Raw genomic sequence first — 15,848 nt, 5'->3', positions numbered from 1 at the left:
GAGACCTCGCGGTGAGCCGCGCGACGGAGTTGCTCGAGGAGCTCGAGCGGCTGTCCCATCCTGACCGCAGACGTCGGATCGCCGAGGTCGGCGCCGGTCTCGACCGCGCCGAGCTGCCGTCGGTGATCGTCGACCTGCGCGGCCACGGCAGCCGGTACGAGCGGCAGGTCGCGGTCGGCCTGGCGGCCGCGGCCGGTGCGGTCGACCAGCTCGTGTGGGCCGCCCGCGATCCCGATCCGGTGGTCGCCAAGGAGGCGCTGGCGCGAGCGTTGCCGGTCGCCTCGGACGACCAGATCGGCGAGCTGCTGCCGCGGCTGGCCGCCGGACACCGCAAGGCCGTCTATCGCGAGCTGCGGCGCGGCCGTCGTACGGCGCTGGCCGACCACCTGCTGCCGGAGGTGTGCCAGTGGTGGGGTGACGCGGCCGCCGCGACGATCCTGCCGGCCGCCGGACCGGTGACGGTCGCCGAGTGGCTGCCACGTCTCGGACACGCGCTCGGCGGCTGGAGTGCGCTGGCCGGCCGCCATCCGGACGCGGTGCTGGCGTACGCGGAGGCGGAGCTGGAGGGCCTCGACGACACCGGTCGCCGGCGCTGGTGGAGCCGCCGGCACCAACTGGTCGCCGCGTTGGCCGACCACCGGCCGTCCGGCCTGCTGCGGCTGCTGGAGCGGTCGCTGGTCGGCGAGCTGCCGGCGGCTGTCGTGGGACGGCTGCTCAGCGCGAGCGCCGGCCGGACCGTCAACCTGCTGAGCCAACCCGGCCGGCTCGGGACCGCCGGCTGGGGACGATGGCTGACCCGGTCGCAGGCACGCCGGATTGCCGCCCTCGACGACGCGACGGTGATCGAGCTCGGCCGGGTCGTACGGACGATCGACGGCGACCAGGAGCTTTCCGGTCGCGTGCTGGAGCTGCTGGCCGCGGTCGCGCCGCGTCGCCGTCCGGCGATCCTCGACGGCATCGTCGCCGGCACGGAGATCGCCGCCGTACGCCTCTCGGACGGTCTGCTCGACCTGCTGCCGGCGGCTCGCCGGCACGAGGAGACACGCCGGACGCTGCGGCTGCGGCCGGTCAAGGCCGATCCGGACCAGGCCGCGCGGCTCACCGCCTTTCTGCCGCTGCCCGAGGCACGCCGAAAGCTCACGTCGTTGACGGCGGCCGCCGACGCCGACCAGCGCGCGCTCGGCTATTCGCTGCTGATCGCCTGCGCCGGCCGCGGCCGCGACCGGCAGGCGTTCGCCGACCTGCTGACCGGCCTCGACCGGCTGCGCAACGACCAGGACAAGGTGCGCGGAGCCGTCGTCGCGGCGCTGAACGACGTGCCGCTCACCATGTTCACCCAGGCCGCGGCCGACGGCCTGACGACGATCCGTACGGACGCGCTCAACGCCGCCGACCTGTCCGGCCAGACCTGGCACCAGCTGCTCACCCTCGCCATTCGGATTCTGACCGAGCATCCGGACTGCGGGCCGCGGCTGGTGGAGTGGGTCGCGGGCACCGCCACCGGCCGGCGCGCCAGGGCCGGCACCGGTGAGCTGTGGGACCTCGGCGGCCTGCGGCACCGGCTCCGCCCGGGACAGGAGCGGCTGCTCTTCGACGCGGCGCGCGGTCATCTGGTGGCCGCGCTGGACCGCGCCAACGCGGCGCCGCTGATGAACTTCGCCGAAGCGCTCGGCCGCCGCGGCTGGGACATCGAGGAGCTGCCGGAGCTGGTCGAGCTGGTGTTGTCGCTCGACCAGGAAGGCATGGCTCGCCGCGCGGCCAGCTGGCTGCTGACCTCGCCACGGGACCGCGATCACTGGCTGGAGAAGCTGCTCGCCTGGGATCCGTCGGTGGCGACGGTCGCCGGGGTCTTCGACCAGCTGGCGTCGCGACGGACCGACCTGCTCGACAAAGTGCTGTTCGGCGCTCCGGTACGCGGCCTGTTCCGCACCAGCGGGCGGCTGTGGGCTCCGGTGACGCCGTACGCGGCGACACACTGGACGACCACACAGCAGACGGCGTACGCGCGGCTGCTGGCGCGCGCCGACCTCACCGCGGCCGACGACCGCTGGCAGGTCGCGTACACGAGGGTCACCCTGATGGCCGGCGACGAGCCGGAGGCCAGGCAGCTGCTGACCCATCCGGATCCGGCGGTGGCGACGGCGGCGCTCGTCGGCCTCGCCGAGTCGCGCAAGCCGGCGGCCGCGATGCGGGTGATCGTCGACCTCCTGGACGGCGACCGGTCGGTGGTCGCGACGCCGACGATGAGCCGGCTGGCGCGCTGGATGCCGCCGGACTCGCTGGCCACCGTGCTCGCCGAGGTGCTGCAGAGCGCCACCAAGGTGACGGCGCGCAAGGAGGCCGCGCGGCTGGTCGGCCACTATCGCGTGCCGGGTGCGCTGCCGGCGCTGGCGGACGCCTGGGATCGGCGTAACGAGCATCGGGACGTACGGATCGCCATCGCGGCCGCGGCCACGGCGTATCTGGACGACGTGCTCGCCTGGCAGCTGGTGGAGCAGTCGATCGCCGACTCGCCGGACGCTGCGATCCGGCTGCTGCGTACGGATCCGGACCGGCTGCCGGTGCGGCACCGCGGCCGGTTCGCGCGATTGCTGACCGGCTTGGCCCGCCATCCGGACGCCAAGGTCGCAACGGTGGCCTGCGACTGCCTCGACCGCTGGCACGCCGCCGCGCCGGAGGTCGCCGCGGAGCTGGCCGGCATGGTCACCGACCTCGACTGCCCACAGTGGCGCGGCGCCGCGCGGTCGCTGGTCGGCCGAGGACTGGCCGCCGGCAGCGACCGGCTGCTGGCCGGAATGATCGCTGAGCTGACCGCCGCCACCGCGCATGACGCCGACGGGGAGCGCGAACGCGACGCGCCGGCACGGCAGCGGCTGCACCTGCTCGGCAGCCTCGTACGGTCCGCCGCGCCGCTGTGGGCTCGCCGCGGTCAGCCGTTGCGCGCGGCGGCGGAGGACCTGCGAGCCGACGCCGAGTTCGGCTGGCTGGCGGTACGGCTGCTGGTGCTGGACGTACGGTTCGACGACGAGAACTGCGCCGCGCAGCTCGGCGAGATCGCCGACCTGGCCAAGAACCGGCCGCTGCTGGCAGCGCGCGCCGCCGAGGAGGTCGCGTGGATGCTGGGCAGCCAGCCGAGCGCCGTCGACCCGGCCGCGATCCAGCCGGCGCTCGACCGGCTGCCCGGCCGCGGCGACCTGGCCGGCGGCCTCGTCGCCGTGGAGCTCGCGAAGTACGTCGGCGCGCGGCTCGGCTGGCCGGGGCAGGTCGTGTCGTCGCTGCGGTGGCTGCGGCGCCATCCGGAGCAGGACGTCTGCGCCGCGGCCTGGTCGGTCTTCACCGCCGGCGAATAGCGGTCACTGACCCAGCAGGTCGGAGAGCGTGACGAGCTGGTAGCCGCGCTGCCGCAGGCCGGCGATGATCGCCGGCAGCGCCTTGTGTGTCTCCGGCGCGTTGGCCTCGGTGATGTGCATGACGACGATGCCGCCCGGCGCGGCCTTCGACAGCACGTTGCGCTCGATCGACCGTACGTCGTGGTTGAACGGGTCGCCGGCCACGTCGCTGTACTGGATCACCGTGCAGCCGGCCGGCGCGATCGCGCGCAGCGCGGCCTGGTCGTAGCAGCCGCCGGGAAACCGGAAATAGCGCGTCTGCCGGCCGCCGTACGGTTTCAGTACGTCGAACGAGCGCTCGACGTCCGCCGCCATCTGGCTCTCCGGCAGGCTGCCGAGGTCATAGCAGGTCCTGGTGAAGCCGTGGTGCGCGTACGAGTGGCTGGCGATCTCGAAGAGCGGGTCCGCCGCGATCCGCCTGGTCACCGCCGGATAGCGCTGGACCCAGAGGCTCGCCAGGAAGAACGTCGCCGGCGCGTGTGCCCGGTCGAGCTCGTCCAGGACGTGCGTGTTGGCGTACGAGATGCGCGGGTCGCGGTTGAGCTTGCCGAGCATCCGGTCGGTCATGTTGGAGTCGAACGTCAGCGCGATCCGCCGGCCGGTCGCCGGTCCGTGCGAGATGACCGGCGGGATCGTGCCGGCGGCGGTCGCGCCGGGGACCTGTCCGTCGCTCGAAGGCGTCGGACTCGGCACCGCGAGATGTTGCGCCATTGTCGGTGTCGGAGCTGGCGGAGTGGAGCCGCAGCCGGTGACCATCGCGAGCGCGATCACCACCACGGCACCGGCGGACAGCCGGCCGTACGACCCCCGTGTGGACCTCACGAAAGTCGAGCATGACAGCCGCGCTTGGACAAGTTTCGTTGGGTGACGGTGAAGATGGCCGACAAACCGGCACATTCACCGTGAAGCTCAGCTCCGGCCGACGAAGATCGGGTTGGTCATCGCCACCATCGCGTTCGGCTGCGTCGTGTTCGGTCCACCGGACGCGCGTCGCACCTCTGCGCGGACCCAGCGCGTGTAGCGGGGATACGTCGTCCAGGTGAGCGTCGCCGTGCCGGATGCCGGCACCGCCGCGGACGTCTCCGGACCGAGCTGGTCGAGAATCGTGATCGTCGTGCCTGGCGCGCCGCTGACGGTCGCCCTCACCTGCACCGGAGTGCCGGTGTCGGCCGGCAGCCGCTCGCCGATGCCGGCCTTCTGGCCGCCGGCGGACGCGCTGAAGTCGAGGGTGACCGCCGACGACTCGGCCAGCCAGGACCGGCCGGCCTTCAGGCCGCGCAGCAGCGCCCCGCGCTCCAGGCTGTCGGCGAGTACGACGGTGTGCGGCAGGCCGACGATGTGGTCGGGGTTGTGCGCGTCCGAGTCGCCGATCGCCGGGATCCACCGGCCGCCGCGCAGCAGGCCGTCCCAGTGCGTCACCGCGGCCTCGTCGTCCAGCGTCCACGGCCCGTTCCAGACCTCGACCAGGTCGGCCAGCTCGTAGCTGAACTCGTACGTGCAGCCGAAGCAGTTGGCGAACGGATGCGCCGCGGTCACCAGTCCGCCGGCACGGTGCGTCTGCTCGACGAACCGGCGGAAGTCGACCGGGTCGGACGCGCGATAGCGCCAGTCCAGCCAGGTGCCGGCGGGCAGGCCGATGGCCGGCCAGTGCCCGGATCGCGTGGTGACCTCCTCGCCGTTGAGGATCAGCAGGTCGTCGGTCGCGTAGTCGCCCCAGATCAGCTGCGAGCTGTGCGTGTTGTGGTCGGTCGACACGATGAAGTCGAGGCCGGCGGCGCGCGCTGCGGCGACCAGCTGGTCCGGCGTACGGCGGCCGTCGGAGTAGACGGTGTGCAGGTGCGAGTCGCCGCGATACCAGGCCCTGCCGCGCTGCTTGGCCGGAGCGGTCAGCGGTGCGGGATGCGGCGTGAACGGCGTGCCCTGTGGTCCGAAGGTCAGCGTGATGTCGACCTTGTAATCCAGCCCCTGCGGCGCGATCGTGTACGGGCCGAGGATGACGTGCCAGGTGCCCGGTGTGATCGGGCCGGCGATGTAGGCCGGCGTGGCCTGCGAGGCTGTGATGGTGAACCGGTCACGGAAGCCGCCGGACCAGCCGCGGAAGCCGCGCTTGTTGCCGAGCTGGAAGCCCTCCGGGCCGAACATCCCGATGTCGCAGGCGTTGCCGCGCGTGCCGGCCGGCACGGTCGGACGGTCGTACGAGTAGACGACGTCGATCTGGTTGACGCCGCGCGGCACCTGCACCGGCAGGTAGTAGAAGTCGGGGTTGCCCGGCGCGAAGTGTCCGCTGACCGACCGGGTCTGCGTCGTGCCGGGTTGCGCGTCCGGGGCCGGGTCGGCGAAAGCCACCCCAGGCAACATGTTCACCGCCGCACCGGCGGACAGGACCCCACCGGCTCGCAGCAGGTTACGCCGACTCAGCTCTCCAGCAGACATGCATTCCTCCGCACCTGTATGACTGGCTCGCCTCCGGGACAGTAGGACCGGCCAGCGACCAGCGAACCACCAACAGGTGAACTCCGACCTGGAGAAACATGGCCTGAGCAGGCCAATCACCGGATTCCCTGACAACTGCGCACACGCGGAGGCCGCGCCGCGCGTACGCGACGCGGCCTCCGTACGGCTAGCTGTCGGAGCTGGCGAAGCTCGCCGCGAGGTGCTGCGGCACCGGCTCGTACCGGATGAAGGAGCGCGTGAACGCGGCGGTGCCAGAGGTGATCGACCGCAGGTCGACCGCATACCGGAGCAGCTCGGAGGACGGCACCTCGGCGCGGATGACCGTACGCTCGTCCAGCGACGGATCCGGCTCGGTGCCGAGTACGCGACCGCGGCGGCCGGACAGGTCACCCATCACCGCGCCGACGAACTCGTCCGGCACCGTGACCGCGACCTCGTCGACCGGCTCCAGCAGGCTCACCATGCCGGCCGAGGCGGCCTCGCGCAGCGCCAGCGCGCCGGCGGCCTGGAACGCGGCGTCGGAGGAGTCGACGCTGTGCGCCTTGCCGTCGACCAGCGTCACGCGGATGTCCACCACGGTCGAGCCGGCGGTCAGGCCGCGCTCCATCTGCGCGCGTACGCCTTTCTCCACGCTCGGGATGAACTGCCGCGGTACGGCGCCGCCGACCACCTTGTCCACGAACTCGAAGCCGCTGCCGGTCGGCAGCGGCTCGACCTCGATGTCGCAGATGGCGTACTGGCCGTGGCCGCCGGACTGCTTGACGTGCCGGCCGCGTGCCTTGGCCGGTCCGGCGAAGGTCTCGCGCAGCGGCACCCTCACCTGCTCGGTGTCCAGGTCGGCGCCGCCGCTGCGCAGCCGGTCGAGTACGACGTCGGCGTGCGCCTCACCCATGCACCACAGCACCAGCTGGTGGGTCTCGGCGTTGCGCTCGAGCCGGAGCGTGGGGTCGCCGGCCACCAGCTTGGCGAGGTTCTTGGCCAGCGTGTCCTCGTCGCTGCGGGTCTTGGCGATCACCGCGACCGGCAGCAGCGGCTCCGGCATCCGCCAGGGCGTCATCAGCAGCGGATGGTCAGCGTCGGACACCGTGTCGCCCGTCTCCGCGGAGGCGACCTTGGTCAGCGCGCACACGTCTCCGGCGACGCAGTACGGCACCTCGCGCAGCGTCGAGCCGAGCGGCGACTGCAGGTGCGCCACGCGTTCGTCGGCGTCGTGATCCTCGTGCCCGCGGTCGGCCATGCCGTGGCCGGCCACGTGCACCGGGCGGTCCGGCCGCAGCGTGCCGGAGAAGACGCGCACGAGCGACACCCGGCCGACGTACGGGTCGATGCTGGTGCGTACGACCTCGGCGACCAGCGGTCCGTCCGGGTCGGCGGTGAGCTTCGGGCCCGGCTTGCCGTCCAGCGTGGTGACCGCCGGCAGCGGGCGCTCGCCAGGCGTCGGGCAGGCGGCGATGATGCCGTCGAGCAGCTCGGTCAGGCCGGCGCCGGTCATCGCGCTGACCGGGATCACCGGATAGAAGGTGCCTTTGCAGGTGGCCTTCTCCAGGTCCTCGATGAGCACCTTGACGTCGATGTCCTCGCCTTCGAGGTAACGGTCCATCAGGGACTCGTCCTCGCTCTCGGCGATGATGCCCTCGATCAGCTGGTTGCGCGCCTCGGTGATGCGCTCGCGTTGGTCCTCGTCGGGATCGTGGACCTCGGGAGCGACCTGTCCGCCGCAGTGGTCGTACGTCTGCTGGGTGAGCAGTCCGAGCAGGCCGGAGGCCGGTCCGTCACCGAGGTCCACCGGCAGGTAGAGCGGCAGCACGTTGTCGCCGAAGGCGTCGCGGCAGGCCGCGACGGCGGCGTCGAAGTCCGCGCGGGGGTGGTCGAGGCGCGTGATCACCACCGCGCGGGGCATACCCACCGCGGCACACTCGGCCCACAGCCCGGACGTCGTCGCGTCCACTCCGTCCGGCGCGGCGACCACGAAGAGCGCGGCGTCCGCGGCCCGCAGGCCGGCGCGCAGCTCGCCGGTGAAGTCGGCATAGCCGGGGGTGTCGAAGACGTTGATCTTGATGCCCTGGTGCAGCAACGGCGCCACCGCGAGCGCCACCGACCGCTGTTGCTTGATCGCGGCGGGGTCGAAGTCGCACACGGTGGTGCCGTCGACGACCTTGCCTGGCCGGCCGATCGTGCCGGAGGCCGCCAGCAGCGCCTCGGCCAGTGTCGTCTTCCCCGACCCGGAGTGGCCGACCAGCGCGACGTTGCGGACCTTCGACGGGTCGTCGGCGACCACCGCCGCACCCGCCGCGGCACCGGCCCTGCCGGCACTGCTCACCTGCCCTGTCTCTGCTCCTTTACCCGGCATTCGAATCGCCTCCCGATAGCGTTAACCAGCCGTGTGATCGATCCCACACCCGATGGCCGCTCGGGACAACCCCGCAAGCCGTGCCGAATCCACGGATTCCCGCCGCGAAGATCGCCCATCCGCAGGTGAGATCCCGGCGACAGTGGGGCCGCCGTTAGGCTTGGCCGCAAAGTCCAGCCGTCCCGGCCGGGGGCACCGCTGTCGTCCCGCCGGCTCCTCGGATCGGGGTTGCGATGCTCAACGTGTTCGCGCGGGCCCGGGTGTCGGCCGCGCTGGCGCCGGTCGGCCGCGCGCTGGCCCGCGCTCACGTCAGCCCTGACGCTCTGACGCTGGTGGGCCTGCTCGGCGTACTCGTCGGCACGATCGGTTTCGCGGCGCGCGGCCAGGTGCTGGTCGCGGTGATCATCGTGACGCTGTCGGCCTTCACCGACGTGCTCGACGGAGCGGTCGCGCGCGCCAGCGGCACGAGCTCGAAGTGGGGTGCCTTCCTGGACTCGACCGCCGACCGGATCGCCGACGCGGCGATCTTCGGGTCGCTGGCGTTCTGGCTGTTCGGCGCGCATCGCACGATGGGCGCGACCGGCGCGCTCGCGTGTGTCGCCGGCGCGATGATCGTGTCGTACGTGAAGGCCCGTGCCGAAGGGCTCGGCTTCACCTGCGAGGTCGGCATCGCCGAGCGCGGCGAGCGACTCATCGCCATCGGGGTCATCGGCCTGCTGGAGGCATTCGGCGTGCCGTACGCGATGGAGGTCGGCCTCTGGCTGCTCGCGGCCGCCTGCGCGGTGACCGTCGGCCAGCGGATGTACGCCGTCCGGACGCAGGCGCGATGAGCCGGCTCGGGGAGGCGGCCGCGGCCGCCGGCTATCTGACCGGCTGGCGGGTCGTACGCGCGTTGCCGGCGCGGCTGGCCGCACGGATCTTCCAGGCCGCCGCTGACCGGTCGACGCGGCGTGGCGGCAAGGGGGTCCAGCGGCTGCGGTCCAACCTGCGCCGGGTCGTCGGTGCCGAGGTCGGTGAGGCGGAGCTGGACGCGTTGGTACGCGACGGCATGCGGTCGTACGCGCGCTACTGGCTGGAGGCCTTCCGCTTTCCATCGGTCCCGGTGAGCCGGCTACACGCGACGCTGGACATGGCCAACCCGGAGCTGCTGGACGAGCTGCACGCACAAGGCAAAGGTGTGATCGTCGCGCTCACGCACTCCGGCAACTGGGACCACGCCGGCGCCTGGGCCGCCTATCGCGGGATGCCGGTCGTGTCGGTGCAGCAGCGGCTCAAGCCGGAGGTGCTCTATGACCGGTTCGTCGCCTACCGCGCCAGCATTGGCATCGACATCCTGCCGCTGACCGGCGGCGACCGGTCGACCATGGACGTGCTCGCCGAGCGGCTCGCCGGCGGCCAGGTGGTGTGCCTGCTGGCCGACCGCGATCTGTCGGCCAGCTCGGTCGAGGTCGACTTCTTCGGCGGCGTGGCGCGGATGCCGCCCGGCCCGGCGCGGCTCGCGGTGCGGACCGGCGCGCCGCTGATCGTCGCGCAGCTGTGGTACACGCCGACCAGCACCGCCGGCCATCTGGTCGGCCCGATCGTCGCTCCGGAGGGGCTGGACGAGCGTGCCGCGGTGGCGGCGATGACGCAGCGGATGGCCGACGCCTTCGCCGACTCGATCCGCGCGCATCCGGCCGACTGGCACATGCTCCAGCGCGTCTGGCCGGACGAGTCCGGCGACCCGGCGGAAAGCACCGAGACGTCCGCCAAGGCGGGATGACCCGATGCGGGTGGGACTGGTCTGTCCGTACTCTCTCGACGTCCCCGGCGGCGTGCAGAGCCACGTCAGCGGACTCGCCGACGCGCTGATCGCGCGCGGCCACCAGGTCAGCGTGCTGGCGCCGGCGACGGATCTGCACCGGCTGCCCGCGTACGTCGTGCCGGCCGGCCGGTCGGTGCCGGTCCGCTACAACGGCTCGGTCGCGCGGCTGGCACTCAATCCGGTGACCCTCGGCCGCGTACGGCGGTGGCTGCGCGCCGGCGTCGGCGGCCGGCCGTTCGACGTGCTGCACGTCCACGAGCCGTTCGCGCCGAGCCTGTCGTTGCTCGCGTGTCTGGTGGCGCGCGGGCCGATCGTGGCGACGTTTCACACGTCCATGGACCGGTCGCGCGCGCTGGCCGCCGCCCAGGGGTTCCTGCAGCCGGTGCTGGAGAGGATCGCCGGCCGGATCGCCGTCTCGCCGTCGGCTCGGCGCGTGCAGGTCGAGCACCTGGCCGGTGGCGGCGTGGAGATCCCCAACGGGGTCGACGTGGCGGCGCTCGCGGGCGCGTCGCCGCTGCCCGGCTGGCCGGGGCCGGGCGGTGCGCTCGGGTTCCTCGGCCGCTTCGGCGAGCCGCGGAAGGGTTTCGCGGTGCTGGCCGAGGCGTACGCGCGGCTGGCTGAGCGGCGACCGGACCTGCGGCTGTTGGTGGCCGGACCGGGCCGTCCGGAGGACGCGCTGGCGATGTTGCCCAGCGATCGCGGACGCGTCCAGGTCCTGAGCGTGATCTCCGATGCGGAGCGCGCTCGGATGCTGCGCAGCGTGGACGTCTTCGTCGCGCCAAACGTCGGAGCGGAGTCGTTCGGGATCGTGCTGACCGAGGCGATGGCGGCCGGCGCTCCGGTGGTCGCCAGCGACCTCGACGCATTTCGCCGGGTCCTCGCCGATGGCGCGGGAGGTGTTGCCGGACGGCTGTTCCGCGCCGGAGACGCCGGCGATCTCGCGGCCGCACTCGACCGGCTGCTGGACGCTCCGCAGGAGCGTGCCGCACTGGCGCTGCGCGCGTCCGCCGTGGTCGCCGGCTATGACTGGAGTGCTGTGGCGGCGCGGGTGATCGAGGTGTACGAGCTGGTGGCGGCGACGATCGACGAGGTCGCCGCCGGCGCGGTCGTGGACCTGCCGGTCTTCGACAGCTCGGTCGCCACCGGAGCGCCGCCGTGATGGCCGGCTGGCTCGCCGTCGCTGTCGTATTCCTCGTCTTCCTGACGCTCGCCTATCGGGCGTGGACGGCCAGTCGGATGGACCGTCTGCACGATCGTTGTGTCGCCGCGCGCGCGTCGCTGGACGTACAGCTGATCCATCGCGCGGCTGCCGCTGGCGCGCTGGAGCGCGACCATGGTGCGGAGCTCGGATCCTCCGCGGCGCCGCTGAGGGCGGCCGTACGCGCGGTGCAGGGAGCCGCCGGCGAGCCGCCGGCCTCGCTGCTGGACCGCCGCGAGCTGGTGGAGAACGACCTGACCAGGCGGCTGCGCGACCTGCCGTGGCCGGCGGGCGACCCGCGGCTGGAGCCGGTGACGGTGGCGGCCCGGCGCGTACTCGTCGCCCGGCAGATTTACAACGACGCCGTACGCGACTCGCTGGCGCTCCGCCGACGACGGCTGCCGCGCGCACTCGGCCTGTCGGCTCGCCGGCCGGAGCCGCACTACTTCGACGTGGACGACTCACTCCCGGGGTCCGTGCGACCGGCGAGTGACGGCGCCAACACAAGTGTGTGGGGTGACTGTGCTCAGCCGTACTAGTACACTTGTGGCTGACCGTCGGAACATCCCAGCGTCCGCAGAGAGGCCGTGACAGCGTGTCTGACCAGACCCCCACTCCAAGCCAGCAGCCAGCCGAGCGTGAGGTCGGCACCCCGCAGGTCAAACGCGGGATGGCCGAGATGCTGAAGGGTGGCGTGATCATGGACGTCGTCACGCCGGAGCAGGCGAAGATCGCCGAGGACGCCGGCGCGGTGGCCGTGATGGCGCTGGAGCGCGTACCGGCCGACATCCGTGCCGAGGGTGGCGTGAGCCGGATGTCCGACCCGGACATGATCGACGGCATCATCGCGGCCGTCTCCATCCCGGTGATGGCGAAGGCGCGGATCGGCCACTTCGTCGAGGCGCAGGTGCTGCAGAGCCTCGGTGTCGACTACATCGACGAGTCCGAGGTCCTGACCCCGGCCGACTATGCCAACCACATCGACAAATGGGCCTTCACCGTGCCGTTCGTGTGCGGTGCCACCAACCTCGGCGAGGCGCTGCGCCGGATCACCGAGGGCGCCGCGATGATCCGCTCCAAGGGTGAGGCCGGCACCGGCGACGTCTCCAACGCGACGACGCACATGCGGCAGATCCGCGCCGAGATCCGCCGGCTGACCTCGCTGCCGGAGGACGAGCTGTACGTGGCCGCCAAGGAGCTGCAGGCGCCGTATGCGCTGGTCGCCGAGGTGGCGCGCACCGGCAAGCTGCCGGTCGTCATGTTCACCGCGGGCGGCATCGCGACCCCGGCGGACGCGGCGATGATGATGCAGCTCGGCGCCGAGGGCGTGTTCGTCGGCTCCGGCATCTTCAAGTCCGGCAACCCGGCACAGCGGGCCGAGGCGATCGTCAAGGCGACCACGTTCTTCGACGACCCGGACGTGATCGCCAAGGTGTCCCGCGGCCTCGGCGAGGCGATGGTCGGCATCAACGTCGAGCAGCTGCCGGTCGACCACCGGCTGGCCACCCGCGGCTGGTGAGTACGCGACCCGCGGTCGGCATTCTCGCGCTGCAGGGAGACGTACGCGAGCACGCGGCGGCGCTGGCCGAGGCCGGCGCCGACCCGGTGACCGTACGCCGCGCCGGCGAGCTGGACGGTGTCGACGGCCTGCTGATCCCCGGCGGGGAGTCGACCACGATCTCCCGGCTGGCGCGGATTTTCGACCTCACCGAGCCGATCCGCAAGCGGATCGCCGCTGGCATGCCGGCGTACGGTTCCTGCGCCGGGATGATCATGCTGGCCGACACCGTCCTGGACGGTCGTGCCGACCAGGAGAGCTTCGGCGGCGTGGACATGGTCGTACGCCGTAACGCCTTCGGCCGGCAGGTCGACTCGTTCTCCGCGGACGTGCCGGTCGTAGGATTGGGGGAGCAGCCGGTGCACGCCGTCTTCATCCGCGCGCCGTGGGTGGAGTCGGTCGGTCCGGGTGTCCAGGTCCTCGCGCAGGTCAGCGGTGGACCGGCCGACGGTAGGATCGTCGCGGTCCGGCAGGGGTCCCTGCTGGCCACCAGCTTCCATCCGGAGCTGACCGGCGACCGGCGGGTCCACGCCCTGTTCGTGGACATGGTGAGACAGCAGACGTAGACAGGAGGCATCGATGTCCGGCCACTCCAAGTGGGCGACCACGAAGCACAAAAAGGCCGTCATCGACGCCAAGCGCGGCAAGATGTTCGCCAAGCTGATCAAGAACATCGAGGTCGCGGCGCGCACCGGCGGCGGAGACCCGGCCGGCAACCCGACGCTGTATGACGCCATCCAGAAGGCGAAGAAGAGCTCGGTCCCCAACGACAACATCGACCGCGCGGTCAAGCGCGGGTCCGGCCAGGAGGCCGGCGGCGCCGAATACCAGAGCATCACGTATGAGGGCTACGGTCCGTCCGGTGTCGCGGTGATGGTCGAGTGCCTGACCGACAACCGCAACCGTGCCGCGAGCGAGGTGCGGGTCGCGATGACCCGTAACGGCGGCACCATGGCCGACCCCGGTTCGGTGGCATACCTGTTCACCCGCAAAGGCGTGGTGATCGTGCCGGCCAGTGGGCTCACCGAGGACGACGTGCTGATGGCGGTGCTGGACGCCGGCGCCGAGGAAGTCAACGACCTCGGCGAGTCCTTCGAGGTGATCAGCGAGCCGACCGACCTGGTCAAGGTGCGGACGGCACTGCAGGATGCCGGCATCGACTACGACTCGGCCGAGGCGAGCTTCGTGCCGAGCACCAACGTCGAGCTCGACGCGGACACCGCGCCGAAGGTGTTCCGGCTGGTCGAGGCGCTGGAGGACCTCGACGACGTGCAGACCGTCTACGCCAACTTCGACGTGTCCGACGAGGTCATGGCGGCGGTTGGTTAGCCTCCGCCGCCTCACCGTGGCGTGACAATCGGGTCCCGATGCGGAAGGCCACAAAGGCCGCATGTAGCGGTGCAGCTCCGGCCGGTGTCGCCACCGACAAAACCGAGGCGTCACATCGGGCCGCGCAATCGGGCACCGCGCAATAGGGACCCGATTGTCCCGGAGGCGCCGCTCAGCCGAGGAAACGGTCCAGCACGTTGGCGGTGACCGCCCCGACCGCCTCGTCCACCGGCAGCGCGGTCGACCAGGTGATCGAGCCGGCCGAGAACACCTCACCGCCGCCAGGCGTCGCGAAGTGCACGATCTCGGCGCCGCCGTTGTCGACGTTCTGGCCGCGCGCGATGACGGTCGTGCCGTCCGGTGAGTGCGGCGTACGTTTGTCGGTCTCGTGGCCGGACGCGCCGCCGGGACACCGCTCGTGCAGGCTGAACCGGCCGAACACGTCCCCGGTGGCCAGGCCGGTGCCGGCGAAGGCCCAGTGCCGCGCGTCCACCACCTCGTACGGCGCCGAGGTCATCGCGCCGGCCGGCGTGAACACCACGCCGAGCAGCTCCGAGGTCGGCCGGTAGGTGCGGTGCATCCGGCTCTCGTACTTGTCGAAGAACCCCGGTCCCTGCTGCGTCAGATAGTGCAAGGCGGTGCCGTCATTGACAAACTCCACCTCGCAGTCGACGCCGTTGCCGCCGAGGTACATCAGCCGGCCGCCGCGTTCGAAGACCCACGAGTGCACCGCCGCGTACATCTCTCGCGACCAGTACTCCGGATGCGTGTTCAGCACGAGTACGCGATAGGCATCCAGGTCGAGGGTGCCGTCGTGCAGCTGCGCGTCGGCGTAGAGGTCGTACGGATAGCCGTTGCGCTCGAGCCAGCTCAGCAGCCGCCACTCCGCCGAGGCGAGGTGGCACGGCTGGCGGCCGCGCACCGGGTCCTCCGGACGCTCGCCGCGGAGGACCTGGTTGAGAGGCTCGGGTCGCTCGAAGGACAGCGGCGGATAGTCGTCGTCGGGGAAGGCGTTCTCCGCGTACGACGAGTCGCCATAGCGGCGCAACTCCTGGCGCGGCACCAGGACCGGCCGGTCCGGCAGGCCGACCGGGTTGATGTAGTTGCTGCGTCCGCCGAAGTTGTTGTACGCGTTCCAGGTGTTGGTCGACGCGAGCACCGCGATGCGCGCGGTCGGCCGCGCCGGCGCGACGACCCACGGAAAGCTGAAGAACTGGCCGGCCTCGTTCTCCGCGTGGAAGTAGTAGAGGCCGCCGCGCTCCGGCGCTGTGACAAACTGGCGCATCGCCGGGTCGACGTAGCCGCGGCTGTTCCAGTCGACGCCGGTCTGGGTAAAGTCGCCGTCCGGCGTCGTCTGTACGGTCGCGCGCGGCGCGTGCTCGTCGAACCAGCCGACGACGCCGCATTCCTGCACACCGGCGCCGTAGCGGTGCATGCTCAGCCGGTACGCCGCCGGCGAGTGCACGCGAAACTCCGCGGACTCACCGGAGCGCGACCACTTCGGCCAGACGTAGCCGTAGAGCTGGTCGGACGTCAGCCGGAACTGGTGCGGCGCGCCGCCGATGACCGCGTCGACGTGCTTGGCGCCGTAACCGTCGCGCGCCAGAGTGACGCGGTAGGTGCCGGGTGGGCAGTCCACGTCGATCGCGCCGCTGGCGGTGGAGACCGTACGCCAGAACCGCGTCCCGTCGCTGATCTCCACCGCGGCGCCTGGCAGGGCCAGATAGCGCTCGTCGCTGACATAGCCGATGACCGGCACGAAGCTC

The 15,848-nt window shown here is 72.0% G+C and carries 12 protein-coding genes; 8 read left to right on the top strand and 4 right to left on the bottom strand.

The genetic code is table 11. The features are described from left to right. Positions 1-11: 11 nt before the first annotated feature. Entirely contained in the window at positions 12-3,350 is a 3,339-nt protein-coding gene (locus GNX95_RS10705) for a hypothetical protein (RefSeq protein ID WP_163506937.1), read from the top strand. Between the two features lie 3 nt (positions 3,351-3,353). On the opposite strand, the gene GNX95_RS10700 is transcribed toward GNX95_RS10705, so the two are convergent. The 3 genes from GNX95_RS10700 to GNX95_RS10690 all read right to left on the bottom strand — a co-directional run bounded on the left by GNX95_RS10700 (position 3,354) and on the right by GNX95_RS10690 (position 8,163). Next, positions 3,354-4,211, bottom strand: a complete 858-nt coding sequence (locus tag GNX95_RS10700) for a polysaccharide deacetylase family protein (RefSeq protein ID WP_222853503.1) — start codon at positions 4,209-4,211, stop codon at positions 3,354-3,356. A gap of 87 nt (positions 4,212-4,298) precedes the next feature. Beyond that, positions 4,299-5,822: a CehA/McbA family metallohydrolase gene (locus tag GNX95_RS10695; RefSeq protein ID WP_163506936.1), complete on the bottom strand. Its 1,524-nt coding sequence runs from the start codon at positions 5,820-5,822 to the stop codon at positions 4,299-4,301. 187 nt (positions 5,823-6,009) lie between these two features. Further along, positions 6,010-8,163, bottom strand: coding sequence for an elongation factor G-like protein EF-G2 (locus tag GNX95_RS10690; RefSeq protein WP_246281566.1), 2,154 nt, complete (start codon positions 8,161-8,163; stop codon positions 6,010-6,012). A gap of 263 nt (positions 8,164-8,426) precedes the next feature. Between GNX95_RS10690 and pgsA the strand changes: the two genes are divergently transcribed. The 7 genes from pgsA to GNX95_RS10655 are packed head-to-tail and all read left to right on the top strand — an operon-like array spanning position 8,427 to position 14,082. Next, entirely contained in the window at positions 8,427-9,023 is a 597-nt protein-coding gene (gene pgsA, locus GNX95_RS10685) for a phosphatidylinositol phosphate synthase (protein WP_163506934.1), read from the top strand. After that, positions 9,020-9,955, top strand: coding sequence for a phosphatidylinositol mannoside acyltransferase (locus GNX95_RS10680; RefSeq protein ID WP_163506933.1), 936 nt, complete (start codon positions 9,020-9,022; stop codon positions 9,953-9,955). Before pgsA ends, GNX95_RS10680 begins: the two co-directional genes overlap by 4 nt. A gap of 4 nt (positions 9,956-9,959) precedes the next feature. After that, complete coding sequence (locus GNX95_RS10675) at positions 9,960-11,156, top strand: glycosyltransferase family 4 protein (RefSeq protein ID WP_163506932.1); 1,197 nt, start codon at positions 9,960-9,962, stop codon at positions 11,154-11,156. Next, positions 11,156-11,734: a hypothetical protein gene (locus GNX95_RS10670; RefSeq protein ID WP_187369619.1), complete on the top strand. Its 579-nt coding sequence runs from the start codon at positions 11,156-11,158 to the stop codon at positions 11,732-11,734. Before GNX95_RS10675 ends, GNX95_RS10670 begins: the two co-directional genes overlap by 1 nt. A 56-nt stretch (positions 11,735-11,790) precedes the next feature. Next, positions 11,791-12,714, top strand: coding sequence for a pyridoxal 5'-phosphate synthase lyase subunit PdxS (pdxS, locus tag GNX95_RS10665; protein ID WP_163506931.1), 924 nt, complete (start codon positions 11,791-11,793; stop codon positions 12,712-12,714). Beyond that, positions 12,711-13,319 carry a pyridoxal 5'-phosphate synthase glutaminase subunit PdxT gene (gene pdxT, locus GNX95_RS10660; RefSeq protein ID WP_222853502.1) on the top strand — a complete coding sequence of 203 codons (609 nt, stop codon included), beginning with the start codon at positions 12,711-12,713 and terminating at the stop codon, positions 13,317-13,319. Before pdxS ends, pdxT begins: the two co-directional genes overlap by 4 nt. Before the next feature lie 13 nt (positions 13,320-13,332). Then, positions 13,333-14,082, top strand: coding sequence for a YebC/PmpR family DNA-binding transcriptional regulator (locus tag GNX95_RS10655; protein WP_163506930.1), 750 nt, complete (start codon positions 13,333-13,335; stop codon positions 14,080-14,082). A 172-nt stretch (positions 14,083-14,254) separates the two neighbouring features. Here the strand turns inward: GNX95_RS10655 and GNX95_RS10650 are convergent, their stop codons facing one another. Next, positions 14,255-15,841 (bottom strand): N,N-dimethylformamidase beta subunit family domain-containing protein, encoded by a 1,587-nt coding sequence (locus GNX95_RS10650; protein WP_163506929.1) that lies wholly within the window; start codon positions 15,839-15,841, stop codon positions 14,255-14,257. Between the last annotated feature and the right edge of the window lie 7 nt (positions 15,842-15,848).

Origin of the sequence: Fodinicola acaciae (assembly GCF_010993745.1) — a bacterium.
Taxonomy (GTDB): domain Bacteria; phylum Actinomycetota; class Actinomycetes; order Mycobacteriales; family HKI-0501; genus Fodinicola; species Fodinicola acaciae.
Note: the sequence above shows the minus strand (reverse complement) of the source record. Positions and strands in the feature narration are given on the sequence as shown.

Coding starts and splice junctions, on each gene's coding strand:
- GNX95_RS10695 (WP_163506936.1), bottom strand. CDS start 5,822: ATGTCTGCTGGAGAGCTGAGTCGGCGTAACCTGCTGCGAGCCGGTGGG.
- pgsA (WP_163506934.1), top strand. CDS start 8,427: ATGCTCAACGTGTTCGCGCGGGCCCGGGTGTCGGCCGCGCTGGCGCCG.
- GNX95_RS10680 (WP_163506933.1), top strand. CDS start 9,020: ATGAGCCGGCTCGGGGAGGCGGCCGCGGCCGCCGGCTATCTGACCGGC.
- GNX95_RS10675 (WP_163506932.1), top strand. CDS start 9,960: ATGCGGGTGGGACTGGTCTGTCCGTACTCTCTCGACGTCCCCGGCGGC.
- GNX95_RS10670 (WP_187369619.1), top strand. CDS start 11,156: ATGGCCGGCTGGCTCGCCGTCGCTGTCGTATTCCTCGTCTTCCTGACG.
- GNX95_RS10655 (WP_163506930.1), top strand. CDS start 13,333: ATGTCCGGCCACTCCAAGTGGGCGACCACGAAGCACAAAAAGGCCGTC.